Genomic DNA, 12,957 nt, shown 5'->3' with positions numbered 1-12,957 from the left:
TACTGACCCTCTCAGAATGAGAACGTGATGTCCCACCGGGGGCGCCGCCAGGTGGTGTCACGGAATCGGCTGCTCCGCCTGGACGTTCACTCGGAAGGCCTTTGAGGGAGGAGAACCCTTGTCGAGTGTGAGCTTCCCGCCGGTACGGGCACTGGGACGCGGGGCGGGCTGGTACCGCGGGGACTGCCATGTCCACTCCGTCCACTCGGACGGCGAACTCACTCCCGAGGAGCTGGCACTGCGGGCGCGGGATGCCGGGCTCGACTTCATCGCGACGACAGAGCACAACTCTGCCGCGGCACCGCACACATGGGCCCACCTCGCTGCCGACGACTTCTTGATCATGCTGGGTGAGGAAGTGACCACGAAAACCGGTCACTGGCTCGCGCTCGGCATCACCCCCGGTCAGGTCGTCGACTGGAACCACCAGGTCAGGGACGGACTGATCGATCGGCGCCTGGATCAGGTCCATCGATCGGGAGGCCTGTGCGTGGCCGCCCACCCCCACGCGCCCTATCCGTCGGGCGACTTCATGTTCCCCCTCCAGGGCTTCGACGTGGTGGAGGTGTGGAACGGGCTGTGGACTTCGGACCGCCCCTGGAATGCCGACAACGAGGCCGCCCTGGCCGAGTGGGGACGGAGCCTCGCCACCGATGTCCGGACCGGCTCGTGGCGGCCGGCGATGGGCGACAGTGACACACACCTGGAAGGTCAGATCGGGATCCCGCACACCGTGGTCTTCGCCGAGGAGCTGAGCACCAGGGCGATCCTGGCCGGGATCCGCTCAGGCCGGAGCTGGATCGCCGGGTCCGCGGCGGTGGACGTGTCGTTCACCGCCGGCGTTGACGACCGCCTCGCCGGGGTGGGCGAACAGCTCGCGACTCATGGGGGGCGGGTCGAAGTGCGGGCAGCAGTACGTGGCGTGCCGGCGGCGACCGTCAGCTTCCACACCGATAGAGGGAAGGTCCACCGCGCATCGCTCCCCGGTGACGGAGCGGCTGCCGCGCAGTGGCACACGACGGCGGAGGACTCGGCGTTCGTCCGCATCGAGGTCCGTCATCCCAACGGACAGGTCGCCGCACTCACCAACCCGATCGTCCTGACCTGATTGATCGCTTCACCACGATGTGCGCAGGCGGCATGGGCAGATGAGACCGCAGGCCGGTTCGAGCAGGCCCCGATGGAGGTCGGCGCGTCGTTCGTAGCGGATGCGCCGTCGTTTCAACCGGCGAAGCCAGGCGAAGGCTCGCTCGGCCATCCAACGGGCCTCGCCCGGCCCGGAGCCGTGGGCGACGCCGGTTCGCAGCACGCCCATCACGCCCGCGAGGGCTGCCCGGTCCGGCACGCGCGGGCGCCCGGGGTGTCGACGACGATGTTCGGGAGCGGGAGGCAGCAGCGGAGCCACGCGCTCCCACAGGCCGTCCGGAACAAGATCAGCGCGCACCGGCACAGCCTGCCGACCAAGACCGCCAGGCGCACCATCGTGAGCTCGACCATGTGAAACGATCAGTTTAGTCCCGTCCCAGACACCCCTTGTGCCAGTGACTCGGACACGACAACCCATCAGGATAGAACACCTCCGCCCCCCGGCGCTCCGACTCGGGGGCCGAGACGTGCCCGATCGGTCGTACACGCCGTGGGCTCCGATCTCCGTCGATACGATGATCGTTATTAACGGATGCGCTGCTCTTCGGGGCACCTTCGCGCCCGGCCCGGTGGGCCCGTGGTGTCCACGGCGGCCGGAATGCGGCCGTGCCGGCGGGACACCTGACAGCACATCAGCTCTGCACGCCTTTTGAGAACAATCCGCTACCCGGAAGAGAGTACCGATGAAGACACGACTGGGTGTGGCCGGAATCCTGGCGGCCGCGTGCGCGGGCGTCATCCTGTCGCCTTCCGTGGCCATGGCCGACACCCCCGCCAACAGCATCGGGCCGGGGATGATCCAGAACGTCCAGACCGCGCTCTGCCTCGACGGAGACCACAGCGGCAACATCTACACGAAGGGCTGCAGTGTGGACAACCCGTACCAGCACTGGCGGCGCTTCGGCGACGGGCGCATGCAGAGCGTCGCCACCGGGCTGTGCCTCACCGCCGTCGACGCCGGCTCGGTACGCGGGACTTCCTGCGGGCGCCCCGAGGGCCAGCAGTGGACCAACACCTACCAGTGGGGCTCCAGCATGCTGCTCAACAATTACTACCTGAATGTCCTGGATTCGGACACCAAGGGAAACGCCTACATGAAGGACCCCGTGAAGGGGAACCCGTACCAGGGCTGGAAGGTCCTCTGACCTGACACCCCGTCCGGCCGGGCCGCACCACTGCCCGGCCGGCGTCCGGCCGCCCCGCCCCGGGAACGGCTCCGGCACGCGCGGCGCGCGGCGACCGGACGGACGGGGCCCACCGGTGCGATCGGTCCCCCGGCGAGCCCGCGCAGCATCTTCTGCGCGAACGGGCCGACCCGGGTGCCCCGGCGGTCACGCGTGGGCGAGGAGTCCCCGGGTCGTCGGGTGACGACCGCCGACCGTCCGACGCCGGGGCCGCGGGCCCTCGCGGCGCTACGGCTCGGAGCGTCGGCGGGCGAGATGGACGGTGATGTCGGCGGCGAGCCCGACCGTCGCGGGCAGGACCCGCGCGATCGCGGCGAACACCCGCCGCCGTACCGGGGCCGGCAGGACGAGGTAGGCCGAGACGGTCGAGAGATGGCCGACGTAGTCCTCGGCACTCATCGTCAGGCGCCGTTCGACGAGCCTCTGCCGGACATCGGTGAACCACTCGGACCGCCGGAGTTCGGTACCCGGCCACCGCATGGCGGCCCCTGCGGGCGTCCCGTCCGGGGAGGCGACCTCGTCGCTCTCCAGGAACGGCGCCCGCGCCGCCTCGACCGCCTCCCGCACCGCCGGGTCGGCGAGCTGGACCGGCCCGGCGAAGGAGGCGAAGACACCGCCCGGCTCCAGCAGCGCGGCCACGCGCGACCACCGCCCCTCCGGGTTCGTCCAGTGCAGCGCCGCCGCCGCGTACACCAGCCCGTACCGCTCGCCCGGTGGCAGGTCCTCGAACGCGGCCCGCACCGTCGTGACGTGTGCCGGCACGTGCTTGCGCAGTTCGGCGAGCATGGCCCCGTCGGGCTCGGTCGCGACGACCGTGACGCCCCCTCGGGCGAACAGTCGGGTCGCCTTGCCCGTCCCGGCGCCGATCTCGAGGGCGGTTCGCACCGGCCGGCCGGCGTAGGCCAGCACCAGGTCGAAGAGTTCCACCGGATACCCCGGCCGGAACCGTTCGTAGGCTTGCGCCGTCTCTCCGAAGCTCAGTGCGCGACTGGACATGCGCAGCATCCTGACACGGATCGTGCCGTCACCTCCACGCCTTCCCGCGGTCCGCCCGGCCCGCCTCCGGGCGCTTCGGGTCCGTCACTTCACCGACGGACGCCGACCGGGACATCTGACGGCCGGCCGGGAGAACCTTCCGGCCCTCCGGTCGGGTCCACCTGCGAGCCGACCGCCGCACCGGTGCGGATCCGGCCGATCGAGCCTGAAACGAGAGCTGTCCGCGTGTGCCTCGTGACAGCAGGTAGTCGTGTGAACGGTCAAAATCTGTCACCGGAGTGGTCGTTCGAAGGCCCGGACTGGCCACTGGCACGTGCCATCAGCTGCCGTGCGGCGTCGTACCGCGGCGATGGTTGGTGTCCGCCCGGCCGGCACCCGGAACCCGGCCGCACCCCGTCCGGACACCGGTGGCGCATTGTGGCGCGGCGCGCGTGCGCCCCCGTTGGCGGGCGCCCGGCCGCGCTGATTGGATGACGCCCGGTCGGCCGACAAACAGCGTGTCCCCATCGAATGAGAGGAACCGCCATGAGTGACATCTACGAGCCCCCCATGCTGATCGAGCTGGGCGACTTCGCCGAGCTGACCCGAGGCTTCATCATCGGCGACGTCTTCGACGGCCACGGCTTCTACCTCATCTGAGAGGCCCTGACGATGAGCGGTCACCCGAGGACCTGGTTCGTGGTCCTGCCGGACACCGAAGCGCCCTCGGCCGTGGCCGCGGTGCAGGACACGGGCGCCGCCCGTGTCCTGCACCACCCCTCGGGCCGGCCCTGGATCATCGGGGACTGGCCCGCCGCCGAACTCGTCGACGCGCGCGCCGGCCGCGTGCACGTGGCCGTGCTCGGCCACGGCAACGCCGACGCCGGCACCCTGCGCCGCCATGCCGAACGGGCGGCCGACGCCACCGATCCCGACGCACTGGCCGGTCGACTGGCCGGCCGACTGGACGGCAGCTTCCACCTGTTGGTCAGCGCGCACGGCACGGTCCGGGCCCAGGGCACCCTGTCCGGCCTGCGCCGGCTCCACCACGCGCGGCTGCACGGCGTACCGGTCCTCGCCGACCGGGCGGACGTCCTCGCCGAGCTGACCGGGCAGTCCGTGGCGACCGAGCGGCTGGCCCTGCGCCTGCTGCACCCGCTGCCCCACCCGCTGGCCCTGCTGCCGCTCTGGACCGGCGTCGAGCCCGTGCCCTACGACCACGGCGCGCTGCTGACGCCGGACGGGTCCGTCCGCACCGTGCGACGCTGGCGGCCGCCCGCGCCCCGGCGCTCACCCGCCGAGGCCGCCGAGGCCCTGGGGGCCGCGCTGGAACGGGCCGTCGCGGCCCGCACCGCCGCCGGCGGACTGGTCGCCAGTGACCTGTCCGGCGGCCTGGACTCCACCCCGCTGAGCTTCCTCGCCGCGCGCGGCCCGAGCGAGCTGCTGACCGTGACCTTCGGCTCGGTCGACCGGCTGCACGAGGACGCCCGCTGGGCGGACGCCGCCGCCGCCGAACTCCCGGGCGCCCGCCTCCTGGTGGGGGCCGACACGCTCCCCGCGATGTTCGCCGGCCTGGAGGAGCCGGGCGAGCAGGGCGACGAGCCGTTCGCCTGGACCAGGACCAGGGCCCGCGACGAACACGTGGCCCGCGAACTGGGCGCCCGCGGCGCCCGGTTGCGGATCAGCGGCGAAGGCGGCGACGAGGTGCTGCAGCTCCTGCCCGCCTACCTGCGCGCGCTCGCACGGCGCCACCCGGTCACGGCGGCACGGCAGCTGAGCGGCCACCGGGCCCGGCTGCGCTGGCCGCTGCGGTCCTCCCTGCGTGCCCTGGCCGACCGGCGGACCTACCGGGACTGGCTGGCCGACGCGGCCGAGGAGATCGAGGCCACCACACCGCCGCCCGGGACGACGCTGCTGGGCTGGGGCATGCCGCCGCGACTGCCCCCGTGGGCCGCCGCCGGGACGATCCGCACCGTCCGGGCCCAGCTGCTCGCCGCTCTCGACGGTGCCGAGCCGCTGGCGCCCGAACACGCCCAGCACCAGCTGCTCCACATGGTGCAGCACAGCGCCGGAGCGATGCGGCAGGCCGTGGAGCTCACCGCCCGGGTCGGTACGCCGTACACCGTGCCGTTCCTGGACGACCACGTGCTCGACGCCTGCCTGGCCGCCGACCTCGCCCTGCGCGGCACCCCCTTCGCCTACAAGCCGCTGCTCACCCGCGCGATGGCCGGCCTGGTCCCCGAGCACCTGCTGCGCCGCACGGGCAAGGGCGACTTCAGCCCCGACGCCTACGAGGGTCTGGACCGCCACCGCCGCCAACTGGCCGACCTCACCCAGCGGAGCGCGCTGGCCGAGGCCGGGCTGATCGACGCCTCCTCGCTGCGCCTGGCCTGTGTCGGCCTCTACCCGCCCGGCACCTCCTACGCCGCGCTGGACGCCACGCTCGGCTGTGAGCAGTGGCTTCGCGCGCGGACCGCCCACCGCACGGCCCCCGGCACCGCGAACGGCGGCCCCGGGCGCACCGGCGATGCCGGCCGTGCGAGCACCTCACCGATCCCTGGAGGGCACTGATGGCAGTGAAGCTGCGCGCGGACGTGACGCTGACCGAGACCGGGGCAGGGGGTGTCCTGCTCGACGAACGAGCCAGTCGCTACTTCCAGTTGAACCGCACCGGCGTCCTGATCCTGCGCACGCTGATCGACGGGCGCTCGCCGGAGCAGGCCGCCGAGATCCTGGCCGAACGCTACCCGGTCACCGCCGAACAGGCCCGCACCGATGTGGACAGCCTGCACCGGAGCCTCACCGCCGCAGGGTTGATCACCGAATGAGCCTCCCGCACGCCGTCCCCGCCCCCCGGCCGCCCTGGCGCAGCCGCCCCGCCGCGCTCACCGCGATCGCGCTGGCCCGGGTCCTCGAAACGCTGCCGCCGCACCGCATCCGCCGCCTCCTGCTGCAGCTGCGGCGCGGCGCGCGCCCGGCCACCCCGGCGCAGGCCGGCGCCGCCCGGCAGGCCGTGGTGGCGCTGAGCGTGCGCTGCGCCGGCCAGGGGTGCCTGCAGCGCTCACTGGCCGCCGCGCTGCTCTGCCGCCTGCACGGCAGCTGGCCGACCTGGCGCACCGGGGTGCGACTCGCCCCGTTCCGGGCACACGCCTGGATCGAGGCCGACGGCGTCCCGGTCGGCGAACCGGCCGAACTGGCGCACTTCCAGCCGGTGATGACGATCGCACCGGTGGACCGCGGCGCCGGCGAACGAGCGGCGCGGTAGGCCCCGGGCCGGGCGGGGACGACGTCGACCCCCGTCCGGCCCGTCGCCCCGCCGAACCGGTCGGCGACGATCCGGCCGGCGATCGATCCGGCCTGCAATCGGTCCGGCCGGCCGGGAACCGCGGCCCGCCGTACGGCGACGGAGCTCAGTCCTCCCGGGGGCGGCGCTCCGCCCGCAGGCGCTCGGCCCCGTCCGACCCCCGCCCCTGGAGCGTGTCCTCGGTGCCGAGGACCTCGGGGACGGCGACCAGGATCTCGTACAGGAAGTCGTGGAAGCCCTCCGGCGTCGGCGCCGTGTGGTTCAGCGGGTGGACCCCGAACTGCAGGTAGTGCAGCATCTTGCGGGTCATCTGGGCCGGCGAGCAGACCGAGACGAGAGTGCCGAACTCACCGTCCCGGAAGTAGGAGGCGGCGACGAAGCACTCGTCCGCCGACCCGTAGACGCCGGCGTCACCCTTGTACCGCTCGTTGAGGTCGTCGCCGCGGACCGCCGAGGGCGGCACGCCGAGCTTCTCCAGGAAGTCCCCGCCGGCCCGGCTGAGGCTGCTCGCGTCCTCCACCCCGAGGTGCCGGTGACGACTGCCCGGCACGTAGATCTCCACCGGGCGTCCGGCCGCCCGGAACTCCTCGAAGAGCGCGTGGCCGCGCCGGAGCCGGGCCGCGAACTCGTCGCCGGGCGTGGCCCCGTCGACCAGCGGGTGCTGGGCCGCCACCTCGATCAGCACGCCCGGCAGGTGGCTCCGCTCCCGCATGAAGGCCTGGGCCGCGGTGAGCCGGTCCCGCCACCGCTGTGCCGCCGCCGGGGAAAGCACAGCCGCCGTGTCACGCAACTCCATCGCAGACCGCCTCACGAGATCGTCCTCACTTCGCCGCGCTGCTCGACGATGGCCCAGGTCCGGTCGAAGTGCTTCCAGCAAGCGTCGATCAGACCGAACTCCCCGACTCCGCGGAGTTCCAGGGACGGAGTCTCCGGGGCCCTCGCCGGCGGCAGGGTCAGCGTGACCCATCCCCAGGTCCGGTCGCAGAGAATCATCGTGGACCGCAGATGCGTGGTGAAGAACCCGATCTCGACCGAACCGGCGGTCGCGCTGCGCGACCCGGCCTCGCGGACGATCGCCCGCAGCCGCGCCTCCACCTCGCGCACCTCGGCCGCGATCGGCGTGCGCTGGTCCCACAGCGACTCGGACTCGTCGACGTCGGCCAGGAACTCCCCGTCGGGTGTCGGCACCAGGACACGGATCCGGGCGCCGGCCGCGAGTGCCCTCGTCAGATAGGGGGTCTGGATCTCGATCAGCCGCTTCCCGCTGGTGGACATGATGCCGATCGACGAGGCCGTCCCGAGGTTCTCGCTCAGGGCGTTGCCGGCCTGCCCGTCCACGCTGATCCGGGCCACCCCGATCCGCGTTCCCGGAACCACCAGGTGCTGCCACTCGGCGGACGAGGTGTGCGCGGTCGAGTCGCCCTTGACCCAGCCGGGTTGGGGGCTGTGCCGGACCGCCAGCCGCAGCGACCGCGTGACGTCGTTGCGCAGCTCCGCGGTGCTGCTCCAGGGCTTCCAGACCCGCTCGCTGCGCACCTTCTCCCGGAAGACCGCGAGCCGCCCCGTGTCCTCCGGTGTCGGCTGCCAGCTGTCGGTGTGCAGCTCGACGGGATTGGCGTGGACGAACACCAGGATGGGCTTGCCCAGCGAGCGGGCGAAGTCGTACTCCCGCTCGGTGAAGCTGACGCTGCCCCCGCCGGTGTCCCCGTACCGCGCCCCGAGGATGAGGACGAGGTAGTCGCAGTCGCTGATCACCCGCTCGACGACCTCCCAGGCGCCCTCCGACCGGGCGTCGAACAGCTCCATCCCGGAGGGGATGTACCCCTCCTTGACGAGTTCGTCGATGACGGCCTCGCGGTGCTGCTTCAGGTCCAGGCTGGTCGAGCTCACGAACACCTGGTAGCGGCGCTCGTCCGGGGCCGGGCCCGCCGGCACCGGGCCCGCCGGCACCGGGGCGCCCGTGCGGGGGTCGGACTCCGCCGCCCGGTAGTAGTTGAAGTTGTTGGTGACCGAGCTGCTCGGACCGATGGCGTTGCCCGCGACGTCCGCTCCCGCGCCGACCCCGCCGCCCTGCACCTCCACGCGCTCGACCGACCGCCCGGGCTCGGCCGGGTCCTGCTGCCCGCGCCGCCGAAAACGCGATCCCGGCATCAGCCGCCCACCTCTCCGCCCTCACCCAGCGCGTTCCCGGCGACATCGCCGCCGGCGGCCACCGCCCCCTCGCCCCGGGCCGACACCGGCCGGTCCGGTCCGGCGGCACCCCGCGGGGCCGGGACCGCCCCCGTGACCCTGCTGTCCGCGCCGATCGCGTTGCCGATCACGCTCCCCCCGGCGGCCACCGCACCGCGCCCACCGGCCCGGACGGCGCCGCCGCCCTCCGACCCGCCGCGCCGCAGCGCGTACACCGAGGCGACCAGCCCGGCGAGCCCCACGATCGCCCCGACCACGGCACTCGCCCGCTCGGCCCCGGCGGCGTCCCCGAGGGCCGCCCACAGAGCCAGTGCGACCGCGGCACCGGAGCACGTCATGGCCGTCAACCAAAACACCAGCCGCATGTGCGATGTCCCCCCATCACGCCGACAACCCGGTAGGACGTCAGTACCCGGGCGCCGCGCGGTCCGAACGCCCCCGTCGACCGGCGGTGGCCGCGCCCGACCGCCGGGGCCGACGCCGTCCCCCGCGCCGTCCCTTGCGCCGTCCCCCGCGCCGCTTCCGGGCGCCGCTTCCGGGCACGCGCCGACCCGCTCGCGGACAAGCGGACCGATCGGTTTTGCCCGCACATATGACGATTCCTCCTTGCGAGTACAGTTCCCGTACTTACCATGTGCGACGGCGTGATTCCGTGCTGTCATGAAGCCGCCGGATTCCCAGACCCTCATCGCACCTACGCGGAAAGGCAGGACGATGGGCAGATCCACATTCACGGCCACGGCGGCGGCCGTCGCACTGACGGCTTCGGGATTGCTCGCCGCCACCCCGGGCCAGGCCCACGCCGAGGCGGGCCAGGACAGCATCGGCATGTACAAACAGGAGAAGTCCCAGTGGTGCTGGGTGGCCTCCGGACTGACGATCGCCAAGTTCCAGGGCTACGGCAGCACCCAGACGGACTTCTGCGACCGGGCCCAGCCCTCCTACGGCTGCAACAACCAGCCCGCCACGCTCGACGACATGGCCAGGGGCTGGAGCAGCCTCGGCATGACCCGGCCGGGCTCGGGCCTGAACAGCGCGGCCACGTTCAACCAGGTCTACACCGACGTCAAGGCGGCCCGGCCGGTCGCCGCCCGGATCGGGTGGACGTCCGGCGGTGGCCACATGAACGTCGTCTACGGCTTCGACACGTCGAACAACACCATCGGCGTCGCCGACCCGTGGCCGGACACCGCCACCTACACCTGGTGGAACTACAACGACTACGTCAACAACAGCTCGTTCAAGTGGACCCACTCCCGGATCGGCATCTCCCGTTGAGGCAGGCGGCATGAAGAAGAGAAGTATGTCCGGCGAGCGGGCGGCCTCCCGCCTCCCGCGCCTGGCCACCGTCCTGGTCCTGAGCGCCTCCGCGCTGGTGTCCGCGGCCGGCCCGGTCCAGGCGGCCCCGGCCATGGACCCGCTCCCGGCGGACATCCCGGGCTACCAGGCCGCCCTCGACCTGGTGAAGTCGGCCGACGTCCGCGACGCCGTCTGCCGCTTCCTCAGCGTTCCGGTGCCCCAGGGTGACGAGGTCGGGGCGCCGCAGCAGATCCCCGACAAGGCCGACCCGTGCGAGGGCGTGCCGGCGTTCACCGTCAACGACCCGCTGGCCCTGAACGAGATCACCCCCGACTTCGTCGCGGGGACGGCCCTACCGGTCCCCGCCCAGGCGGTCAGGCTGAGTCATCTGGTCTCCGCGTTGAACGCCCCGGTCAACGGGCGGAACGCCACCGTGATGCTCGCCCCCACCGAGGGCGGCGGCTGGCACCTGGCGGCCGTCCGCGACGGTGACGGCGACGCCGTGTACGCGGGCAAGGCCGCGGTGGGGACGCTGGTGTTCACCGAGCCGCAGATCCGCGGCTGGTACCAGTTGCGGCTCACCACGGTCGAACCGCTCAACGACCAGGCACGACAGGGCCTGGCGGGCCGCCCCTCGGTCTCGCTGAGCGAGTACCAGAAGCTGGTCAAGGCCCGTTACGCCGACAAGCTGCCCGGCTCGGAGTACGACAGCGCCGGTATGTCCAGCGGCTACGGCACCGCGGGGAAGGCGGAGGAGGCCCCGTCCTCGACTCCCATGCTCGTCGGCGGGTCGAGCGCGGCCCTCGCGCTCGCGGGAGGCGCCTTCGCCCTCCGCCGGCGCCGGCGCGACACCGGCAGCTGACCCCGTACCGGTCCGGCACCCAGGGGGCCGGACCGGTAGCGCGGGTCGGGGCCGGTTGTCGGCGGGCAACCGGCCCGGGATCAGGAGCCGAGCACGACCGCGTCGGCCGCGGCCTTGCCCGCCGCGGCCACGATGGCCTTCACGAGGTCGCCGAGGGCTCTCGTGACGCCGGCCGCGAGGGTGTCGGTGGCGTCCAGGCTCGCCCTGAACGTGCCGTTGAGGATGCCGTCCCACTTCGCGGTGATCTGCGGGTTGTTGCCGACGAACATGAAGTCGTCGTTGCGGTCCGGCGTCCCGAAGGGCAGCCCGGCGACGGTTCCCTCGGTGTGACCGGAGTGCTGGAAGGTGAAGACGGTTCCGTCCGGCGTCATGACGGCGGCGGTGATCGTGTAGTCGATGTTGTCGAAGCCGCTGTCGTGCGCGTGCGTGCTGAACGAGAAGAAGCCGTCCTGGTACATCACGACGTGCGCGGAACCTCCGATGGCGATGTCGGTGGTGACGTCCCGGTCGAAGTTCTTGCTCGCCGTGTCGTACCAGAAGTGGTCCCGGACGGCGGCGTCACCACCGACGAACCAGAGTTCCATGCTCCCCGGGATCCGCGACACCGCCGCGATGCCGGTGTGGGTGGAGGCGCTGCCGGCCGGCGCGAGCTCGAAGGCCTGCCAGCTGCCGCCCTCGTACCAGTAGCGGTCCTGCACCGAACCGTTCCCACCGACGAAGAACACCTCCATGGTTCCGTCGATCCTGGAGACCGCGGCGACCCGGCTCGACAGGGATGCGCCGCCGGCTGACGCGAGCGCGAATTGGTTCCAACTCATCTGGGACCTCCGGTGGTTCTCGGTGGGAACACGCGGGCCGGGAAAGGCTCGGCCCGGTTCGCGCGGAGCGCCGGCCGGTTTCCCGGGCCGAGCGCCCAACGCGTGCTCCTACGTGAGGAATCCACCGCGACGCCGGCATGAGGCCGTGGTCCCGCCCATGTCCCGGGACCAGCGCACCAGCCCGGCCCGTCCCGCCCTGGGACCGGCGCGCCGCGGCGGACGGCGCCCGTCCCGGGGGGAATGCCCCGGACGGACGCCTCCCGCACGGGACTCGTGTGTCGCAACGCCGCTGGGCGGCACGGTCCGTGACGGGCCGAAGCCGACCGGGCGGACCGGGCGGACCCTGGTCAGTCCCACCAGAACGACCACTGGTGGGCGCCCACCAGCTGCTCGGCGTACGCGGCGAGGGTGCCGGTGCCCTGGAAGACCAGGTCCGGGCAGAAGGCGGTGTGCTCGGCGGCCACCGGGAGCGCCTCGGCGAGCGTGGCCGGTGGCACGGGAACGCTCAACCGCAGGGTGTCGAAGCCGACTTCGACCACCTGGGCGCCGAAGCGGCGCTCCCAGTCGGCGAGCACGGCGGCGATCCTCGCGGTGTCCTCCTCATGGTTCGTCGGGCCTCCCCACCCGCACACCGCCAGCGCCTCGGCCCCACTACCCGCCCGCACCAGACCGAGACGGAAATCCCGGACGGACTGCAGCACGTCGGCCAGCCCCCGGGCCTCGACGCCGGCCGCCCCGCCGGACCCGTTGGTCCCGTCGGCCCCGGAGCCGGCGGGGGCCGTACCGGGCCAGGCCGGGCCGTACGGGGCCAGGGCTTCGGCGAGCCCGGCCTGCTCCCCGTACTCCTCCGCACCGGCGGTGCGTCCCTCCCACCAGCCGCGCAGCAGGGCGGCCGGGTCGTACAGGTCGGGCTCGGAGGCATGACCGGGGTAGAGCTCGCCGGACAGCCAGGGGCGGAAGTCGGGGCCGTCGTCCAGCGGGCTGAGCAGCAGTGGCCACAGCCCGGTGTCCGGGTGCGCGCGGTGCAGGCGCGCCCACAGTCCGACAGCGGCGGGCGCGTCGCTGATCCACAGCAGCGGCCCCGCCCCGTCCTCCTCACCGCCGACCAGACGTCCGGGCGGCAGGGCGACGGGCAGGGCGGCGATGGCACGGGCGAGGTCCAGAGGCTGGGTCATACGA

General features: G+C 73.0%; 15 protein-coding genes. 8 read left to right on the top strand and 7 right to left on the bottom strand.

Translation table 11 applies throughout. The features are described 5' to 3' along the window. Positions 1-127 precede the first annotated feature (127 nt). The gene (locus tag ACIQTO_RS23345) at positions 128-1,108 is read left to right on the top strand and encodes a CehA/McbA family metallohydrolase (protein WP_402391322.1); all 981 of its coding nucleotides are present in this window, start codon (positions 128-130) and stop codon (positions 1,106-1,108) included. 9 nt (positions 1,109-1,117) lie between these two features. Here ACIQTO_RS23345 and ACIQTO_RS23340 read toward each other — a convergent pair whose 3' ends face one another. Then, positions 1,118-1,444 carry a transposase gene (locus tag ACIQTO_RS23340; RefSeq protein ID WP_402391168.1) on the bottom strand — a complete coding sequence of 109 codons (327 nt, stop codon included), beginning with the start codon at positions 1,442-1,444 and terminating at the stop codon, positions 1,118-1,120. Between the two features lie 385 nt (positions 1,445-1,829). Here ACIQTO_RS23340 and ACIQTO_RS23335 point away from each other — a divergent pair, with 385 nt between their 5' ends. After that, on the top strand, positions 1,830-2,291 hold the full coding sequence (locus ACIQTO_RS23335) for an RICIN domain-containing protein (RefSeq protein ID WP_402391165.1): 462 nt from the start codon (positions 1,830-1,832) through the stop codon (positions 2,289-2,291). 267 nt (positions 2,292-2,558) lie between these two features. On the opposite strand, the gene ACIQTO_RS23330 is transcribed toward ACIQTO_RS23335, so the two are convergent. Beyond that, positions 2,559-3,326 (bottom strand): class I SAM-dependent methyltransferase, encoded by a 768-nt coding sequence (locus ACIQTO_RS23330; protein WP_402391163.1) that lies wholly within the window; start codon positions 3,324-3,326, stop codon positions 2,559-2,561. A gap of 525 nt (positions 3,327-3,851) precedes the next feature. Here ACIQTO_RS23330 and ACIQTO_RS23325 point away from each other — a divergent pair. The 4 genes from ACIQTO_RS23325 to ACIQTO_RS23310 are packed head-to-tail and all read left to right on the top strand — an operon-like array spanning position 3,852 to position 6,570. Beyond that, positions 3,852-3,965 (top strand): lasso RiPP family leader peptide-containing protein, encoded by a 114-nt coding sequence (locus tag ACIQTO_RS23325; RefSeq protein ID WP_380571953.1) that lies wholly within the window; start codon positions 3,852-3,854, stop codon positions 3,963-3,965. Between the two features lie 12 nt (positions 3,966-3,977). Further along, positions 3,978-5,876: an asparagine synthase-related protein gene (locus ACIQTO_RS23320; protein ID WP_402391160.1), complete on the top strand. Its 1,899-nt coding sequence runs from the start codon at positions 3,978-3,980 to the stop codon at positions 5,874-5,876. Continuing rightward, the gene (locus ACIQTO_RS23315) at positions 5,876-6,133 is read left to right on the top strand and encodes a lasso peptide biosynthesis PqqD family chaperone (RefSeq protein ID WP_402391158.1); all 258 of its coding nucleotides are present in this window, start codon (positions 5,876-5,878) and stop codon (positions 6,131-6,133) included. Before ACIQTO_RS23320 ends, ACIQTO_RS23315 begins: the two co-directional genes overlap by 1 nt. Beyond that, positions 6,130-6,570: a lasso peptide biosynthesis B2 protein gene (locus tag ACIQTO_RS23310; RefSeq protein WP_402391155.1), complete on the top strand. Its 441-nt coding sequence runs from the start codon at positions 6,130-6,132 to the stop codon at positions 6,568-6,570. The genes ACIQTO_RS23315 and ACIQTO_RS23310 overlap by 4 nt, the downstream gene beginning before the upstream one ends. 145 nt (positions 6,571-6,715) lie before the next feature. On the opposite strand, the gene ACIQTO_RS23305 is transcribed toward ACIQTO_RS23310, so the two are convergent. Genes ACIQTO_RS23305 through ACIQTO_RS23295 form a run of 3 tightly spaced genes read right to left on the bottom strand, consistent with a single transcriptional unit; the run spans position 6,716 to position 9,146 of the window. Then, a complete protein-coding gene (locus ACIQTO_RS23305; RefSeq protein WP_402391153.1) occupies positions 6,716-7,405 on the bottom strand; it encodes a hypothetical protein in 690 nt (229 codons plus the stop codon). Between the two features lie 11 nt (positions 7,406-7,416). Further along, positions 7,417-8,760: a DUF4062 domain-containing protein gene (locus ACIQTO_RS23300; protein ID WP_402391150.1), complete on the bottom strand. Its 1,344-nt coding sequence runs from the start codon at positions 8,758-8,760 to the stop codon at positions 7,417-7,419. Then, positions 8,760-9,146, bottom strand: a complete 387-nt coding sequence (locus tag ACIQTO_RS23295) for a hypothetical protein (RefSeq protein ID WP_402391148.1) — start codon at positions 9,144-9,146, stop codon at positions 8,760-8,762. The genes ACIQTO_RS23300 and ACIQTO_RS23295 overlap by 1 nt, the downstream gene beginning before the upstream one ends. Before the next feature lie 367 nt (positions 9,147-9,513). On the opposite strand from ACIQTO_RS23295, the gene ACIQTO_RS23290 reads away from it, so the two are divergent. Further along, entirely contained in the window at positions 9,514-10,077 is a 564-nt protein-coding gene (locus ACIQTO_RS23290; protein WP_402391145.1) for a papain-like cysteine protease family protein, read from the top strand. A 10-nt stretch (positions 10,078-10,087) separates the two neighbouring features. After that, the gene (locus ACIQTO_RS23285) at positions 10,088-10,960 is read left to right on the top strand and encodes a hypothetical protein (RefSeq protein ID WP_402391142.1); all 873 of its coding nucleotides are present in this window, start codon (positions 10,088-10,090) and stop codon (positions 10,958-10,960) included. 80 nt (positions 10,961-11,040) lie between these two features. Here the strand turns inward: ACIQTO_RS23285 and ACIQTO_RS23280 are convergent, their stop codons facing one another. Together ACIQTO_RS23280 and ACIQTO_RS23275 are read right to left on the bottom strand one after the other, a co-directional pair. Next, positions 11,041-11,778, bottom strand: a complete 738-nt coding sequence (locus ACIQTO_RS23280) for a hypothetical protein (RefSeq protein WP_402391139.1) — start codon at positions 11,776-11,778, stop codon at positions 11,041-11,043. 347 nt (positions 11,779-12,125) lie between these two features. Beyond that, positions 12,126-12,953 (bottom strand): DUF4253 domain-containing protein, encoded by an 828-nt coding sequence (locus ACIQTO_RS23275; RefSeq protein WP_402391136.1) that lies wholly within the window; start codon positions 12,951-12,953, stop codon positions 12,126-12,128. Positions 12,954-12,957: the final 4 nt, after the last annotated feature.

This window comes from Kitasatospora sp. NPDC091207, assembly GCF_044768625.1.
Lineage (GTDB): Bacteria > Actinomycetota > Actinomycetes > Streptomycetales > Streptomycetaceae > Kitasatospora.
This window is presented reverse-complemented; position numbering and strand designations above follow the sequence as displayed.